Below are 4,811 nucleotides of genomic sequence, written 5' to 3' on the forward strand. Positions count from 1 at the left end.
CAGCGAGTTCGACACCCTTGAGGAGCTGCGCGCCTCGCACCGCGAGCGGCTCGTCGAGGAGAAGAAGTACGAGCAGGCCACCGAGTCCCAGGAGAAGGTTGGCGGCGTCGAGGCCGCTCAGGCCGCCTATCGTCCGCCACAGCTCGTCGGCCGCGTCGTTGTCGCTCTGCTGGATCATCACGGCCGCCTGGGCGCGCTCGGCCGCGGTCAGCTCGCGCTCCTCGTCCTGCGCCTGGAGCAGCAGCGCCGCGAGGATGTTCACCTTGACGATGCTGGCGGTGTCGAACCTGCCGGCGCCGAAGCTGGCCGTGAGCCCGGTGTCCTCGGCCAGCACCGTCACGGAGAGTCGGGTGCGGTGGTCGGCGAGCAGCGGCGCCAGGGACTCGGCGAGCACGGCGTTCGGGGCGGCAGGCGCCAGCGCGTGCGGCGACGTACCCGAGGTGGCGCGGGGCCAGGGGGTGGCGTTGGCGGCGTCGAGGGCGTCGTCCGCCGGCTGGTCGGCGGCGCCGAGCACCGCGTCGGCCGCGTCGCGCACGGAGTCGCTGGCCACCGTGCCCGCGAGGAGCGAGGTGGCGAGCGCGGCGTTCACGACCAGGGCAGGCCGGATCCGCCGTGCTACCGGTCCGGGGATCAGGCTCATGACTCCGCACCGTATCCCGCACAGGTGCCCGAGTCACCGCCTCCCGCATGAAGAACGCGTAACGGGACGTGACGACGATCACGTGACGAGCCGGACGCCCGCCCCTATCACGGCCCGCCGCCACGGATGGGTGGCGACCGGGCGTGTCGCGGAACATGCCCCGGAAGAGGGGCGCCCGGACGGCTGGCGCCACCCCCCACGGGCCCCGCCGGCCGGCCCGCCCGCTGTGCCGCCTAACCTCGTCGCCGTGGCCCCGAAGAACATCCCGCAGCCCGCCTTCGCCGACGACGACGGCACCGCCCACCCCGAGCTCCGGTCCGCGCTCGACGCCTGGGCGAGCGACCCGGGCGCCGAGCCGCGTCTGGTGACCGCGCTCGCCGACGCCCGGTTGCTGGTGCCCGTCGTCGCCGTGCTCGGCGAGGCCGAGACCGGGCCCGACGGGCTGCGCCGCGAGAAGAGCAGCGAGATGGCCGTCCTCACCCTGGAACTGCCCAACGGCCGGCGCGCGCTCCCGGTGTTCACGGCCGTCGGGACCATGGCCCGCTGGCGGGCCGACGCCCGGCCCGTCGCCGTCACCACCGCCCAGGCGCTGCGCGCCGCCGTCCAGGAGAACGCCGGCGCCCTGGTCGTCGACGTGGCGGGGCCGGTCGCCTACGAGCTGTCGGGGCCCGCGCTGCGCGCCGTCGCCGCCGGCGGCGACCCCGCCGTCCCTCCGGCCGTGGCCGAAGCCGTCCGCGCGGTGCTCGCCACCGAACCGGCCGTGCGCGCGGCCCGACTCGTGCCGGGCGGCCGGAACGCCGACGCCACCCTGGCGCTGTCGCTCGACCCCGCGGCGCCGACCGCCGACGCCGTCCGCCGGCTGGCCGGCGCGCTCGCCGCCGACGCGACGCTCCGCGCCCACCTGGTGCGCGGCCTCCAGCTCGCCGTGCTGCCGCCCGACGCCACGCTGCCGGGCGAGCCGACCTACCGCCGCTGAACCCGCCGCCGGCGGGCCACGCCGGGCTCACCCGCATGGTGGCAAGGACATGCGTCCGGTACGTCGGTGCCGGAGACTGCCAGCACGACCGAACGTCTGGCACTGGAGGGCGCCATGTCCGCCGAGAGCGAGCCCGGCAAGACCGACTCCGCCGCCACCGAACCCATGGCGGACACCGAGGCGATGGAGCAGCCGCTCCTCGCCGAGTTCCTTGGCACCCTGCTCCTGGTCTTCTTCGCCGTCGGATCAGCGGTGCTGGCCGGCGAGTTCATCGGCACGCTGGGCATCTCGCTGGCGTTCGCCTTCGTGCTGCTCGGCCTGATCTACATGTTCGGCCACGTCTCCGGGGCCCAGGTGAACCCCGCGGTCACGCTCGGCATGCTGCTCGCCGGGCGGATGGAGGTGCGCGCCGCGGTGGCCTACTGGATCGCCCAGTTCGCCGGGGCCATCGTCGGCGCCGCCCTGCTCTTCCTGGTGGCCAAGCAGGTGCCGGGGCTCGGCACGCACGGCGCCTTCGGCAGCAACGGGTTCGACGACCGCTCGGCGGTGGGCCTCTCGCTCGGCGGCGCGTTCGTCGTCGAGGCGGTGCTGACGTTCCTGCTGGTCTTCGTCTACCTCTCGGCGACCCCGCGGGTGGCGCTGCGCGGCTTCGACGCCGTGCCGGTCGGCCTTGCGCTGGGCGCCATCAGCCTGGTCGGCATCCCGCTGACCGGCGCCGGGGTCAACCCGGCGCGCAGCCTGGCCACCGCGATCTTCGCGACCGGCTCGGCGCTCGCCCAGCTGTGGCTGTTCATCATCGCCCCGCTGGTCGGCGCCGCGGTGGCGGTGCTGGTGCACCAGCTGATCCACCCCGAGAGGAGCGGTTGGCTCAACGACCTGAGCGCGAGGCGGGCGAACCGAGGACCGGCCCGGTGAACTTCTCGCCCGGCCCCTGGCCCGGCTCGTCGGGCACCGCCGACGCCTCGCGGAACGCCAGCTGCAGCGACTTCAGACCGTCCCGCAGGGGCGCCGCGTGGTAGGAGCCCACCTCGGTGGCGCTGGCCGTCACCAGGCCGGCGAGCGCGGTGATCAGCTTGCGGGCCTCGTCCAGGTCCTTGTGCGCCTCGCCGTCCTCGGCCAGGCCCAGGTTGACCGCCGCCGAGCTCATCAGGTGCACCGCCACGGTGGTGATCACCTCGACCGCCGGCACGTCGGCGATGTCGCGGGTCAGATCCTGGACGTCGTCGGCCCGGACGTCGGCGGCCCCGCCGTCGGGGGCGGCGTGGTCGGGGGTCTCGCCGGGACGGCCGGCCGGTGCGGTGTCGCTCATGCCGACCAGGGTAGGCCCGGCCCGGGGCCGCCCCGCGCGCGCCCCGGGCGGCCGGATACCGTCGGAGAACCCCGGGATCCCGGCCGGAAGCGACTGTCGCCGGGGTGGTGTAACCTGATATGCGACCGGCCGGACACTCGAGTGCCCGGCCCGCAAGTGGAGGCTCCGTACTCCCACCTGATCGGCCCGAGAGGCCGGCAGGTCAATGGTCAGGCTGCGCCCCGCGGTGATGCTGCGGCGGTGCTCCCGGTCTGCAAGGAGCCCCGCCTGTGTGCCGTTCGGGGCGTTTTCTGCGTCCTGGAGCGGCTGTCCGCCAGGAACGATCCCGGCACGGCTGTCCGCCAGGCAACCGTGCGGCGCAAACCGAGGAGGCCCCATCAGCGCCGAGCCCCGTATCAACGACCGGATTCGCGTCCCCGAGGTGCGACTCGTCGGTCCCAGTGGCGAGCAGGTCGGCATTGTGCCGCTTGCCAAGGCCCTGGAGCTTGCCCAGGAGTACGACCTGGACCTGGTCGAGGTGGCGGCCAACGCCCGCCCGCCGGTCTGCAAGCTCATGGACTACGGAAAGTTCAAGTACGAGTCGGCCATGAAGGCCCGTGAGGCGCGCAAGAACCAGGCGCACACGGTGATCAAGGAGATGAAGCTCCGGCCGAAGATCGATCCGCACGACTACGACACCAAGAAGGGTCACGTCGTCCGGTTCCTCAAGCAGGGGGACAAGGTCAAGATCACGATCATGTTCCGCGGTCGTGAGCAGTCCCGCCCCGAGCTGGGCTACCGGCTGCTGCAGCGGCTCGCTGAGGACGTCCAGGATCTGGGCTTTGTTGAGTCGAACCCCAAGCAGGACGGCCGGAACATGATCATGGTTCTCGGTCCGCACAAGAAGAAGACCGAGGCGATGGCCGAGGCGCGGGAGGCACAGGCCGTCCGCAAGGCCGAGCGCCAGCAGGCCGAGCGCGAGCAGGCCGAGCGCCAGCAGGGCAAGGCGTCGGCCTGACGCGGCCGACGCCCCATGCCGGGCGTCAACGATCAGCAAGACGACGAGGAGAGAACGGCGACATGCCGAAGAACAAGACGCACAGCGGTGCCAGTAAGCGCTTCAAGATCACTGGCTCCGGCAAGGTGATGCGCCCTCGCGCCGGTCGCCGTCACTACCTGGAGCACAAGCCGTCGACGCTGACCCGTCGCCTCGCCGGTGTGACGGAGACGGCTCCGGCCGACGCCAAGAGGATCAAGAAGCTTCTCGGCAAGTGACCCGCGGGTCCGCGGGCCGACCGGCCGCGGACACCCGGGCGTCCGACCGGGACCCCATCCGTTTCAGGACCGCGTGACCATCCCGCGGCCCCCCTACAAGGAGTACACACGTGGCACGCGTCAAGCGGGCAGTCAACGCCCACAAGAAGCGCAGGGCTGTTCTGGAGCAGGCCAGCGGCTACCGCGGTCAGCGCTCGCGCCTCTACCGCAAGGCGAAGGAGCAGGTCACCCACTCCCTCGTCTACAACTACAACGACCGCAAGAAGCGCAAGGGCGACTTCCGGCAGCTGTGGATCCAGCGGATCAACGCCGCCGCCCGCGCCAACGGCGTCACCTACAACCGCTTCATCCAGGGCCTGAAGGCCGCTGAGATCGAGGTGGACCGGAAGATGCTCGCCGAGCTCGCGGTCAACGACCCGAACGCGTTCGCGGTCCTGGTCGAGACGGCCCAGAAGGCGCTGCCCAGCGACGTCAACGCCCCCAAGGCCGCCTGAGCGGTCACGCTCCGGCTGTCGACCGTCAGCCATCGCCCGGACCCGCAGGCCCCGCGCCTGCGGGTCCGGCGCTTTCGTCGCCCCCTCCGGGGGCTCCCACGCCGCCCGCCGCCCACCGCGTCGGCCGAAGAGATAGCG

General features: G+C 72.8%; 7 protein-coding genes. 5 read left to right on the top strand and 2 right to left on the bottom strand.

Features of this window, described 5'->3' with window-relative positions; all coding sequences use genetic code 11:
• Positions 1-640 (bottom strand): serine hydrolase (locus tag E1283_RS37665; protein ID WP_481906711.1); only part of this gene is annotated, 640 nt, incomplete at its 3' end.
• Positions 641-887: 247 nt separating this feature from the next.
• Here E1283_RS37665 and E1283_RS31890 point away from each other — a divergent pair.
• On the top strand, positions 888-1,616 hold the full coding sequence (locus tag E1283_RS31890) for an SseB family protein (protein WP_132821650.1): 729 nt from the start codon (positions 888-890) through the stop codon (positions 1,614-1,616).
• 183 nt (positions 1,617-1,799) lie between these two features.
• A complete protein-coding gene (locus E1283_RS31895; protein ID WP_132821654.1) occupies positions 1,800-2,531 on the top strand; it encodes an MIP/aquaporin family protein in 732 nt (243 codons plus the stop codon).
• Here E1283_RS31895 and E1283_RS31900 read toward each other — a convergent pair.
• The gene (locus tag E1283_RS31900) at positions 2,485-2,925 is read right to left on the bottom strand and encodes a DUF1844 domain-containing protein (RefSeq protein ID WP_132821651.1); all 441 of its coding nucleotides are present in this window, start codon (positions 2,923-2,925) and stop codon (positions 2,485-2,487) included. The two genes, E1283_RS31895 and E1283_RS31900, sit on opposite strands and share 47 nt — an antisense overlap.
• 334 nt (positions 2,926-3,259) lie before the next feature.
• On the opposite strand from E1283_RS31900, the gene infC reads away from it, so the two are divergent.
• From infC to rplT, 3 genes are all read left to right on the top strand, one after another.
• A complete protein-coding gene (gene infC / locus E1283_RS31905) occupies positions 3,260-3,922 on the top strand; it encodes a translation initiation factor IF-3 (protein WP_132821655.1) in 663 nt (220 codons plus the stop codon).
• A 62-nt stretch (positions 3,923-3,984) separates the two neighbouring features.
• On the top strand, positions 3,985-4,179 hold the full coding sequence (rpmI, locus tag E1283_RS31910) for a 50S ribosomal protein L35 (protein WP_132821652.1): 195 nt from the start codon (positions 3,985-3,987) through the stop codon (positions 4,177-4,179).
• A gap of 110 nt (positions 4,180-4,289) precedes the next feature.
• On the top strand, positions 4,290-4,673 hold the full coding sequence (gene rplT, locus E1283_RS31915) for a 50S ribosomal protein L20 (protein WP_132821653.1): 384 nt from the start codon (positions 4,290-4,292) through the stop codon (positions 4,671-4,673).
• Positions 4,674-4,811: the final 138 nt, after the last annotated feature.

It is taken from the genome of Streptomyces hainanensis (assembly GCF_004348415.1).
GTDB lineage: Bacteria > Actinomycetota > Actinomycetes > Streptomycetales > Streptomycetaceae > Streptomyces > Streptomyces hainanensis.

Coding starts and splice junctions, on each gene's coding strand:
- rpmI (WP_132821652.1), top strand. CDS start 3,985: ATGCCGAAGAACAAGACGCACAGCGGTGCCAGTAAGCGCTTCAAGATC.
- E1283_RS31895 (WP_132821654.1), top strand. CDS start 1,800: ATGGAGCAGCCGCTCCTCGCCGAGTTCCTTGGCACCCTGCTCCTGGTC.
- E1283_RS31900 (WP_132821651.1), bottom strand. CDS start 2,925: ATGAGCGACACCGCACCGGCCGGCCGTCCCGGCGAGACCCCCGACCAC.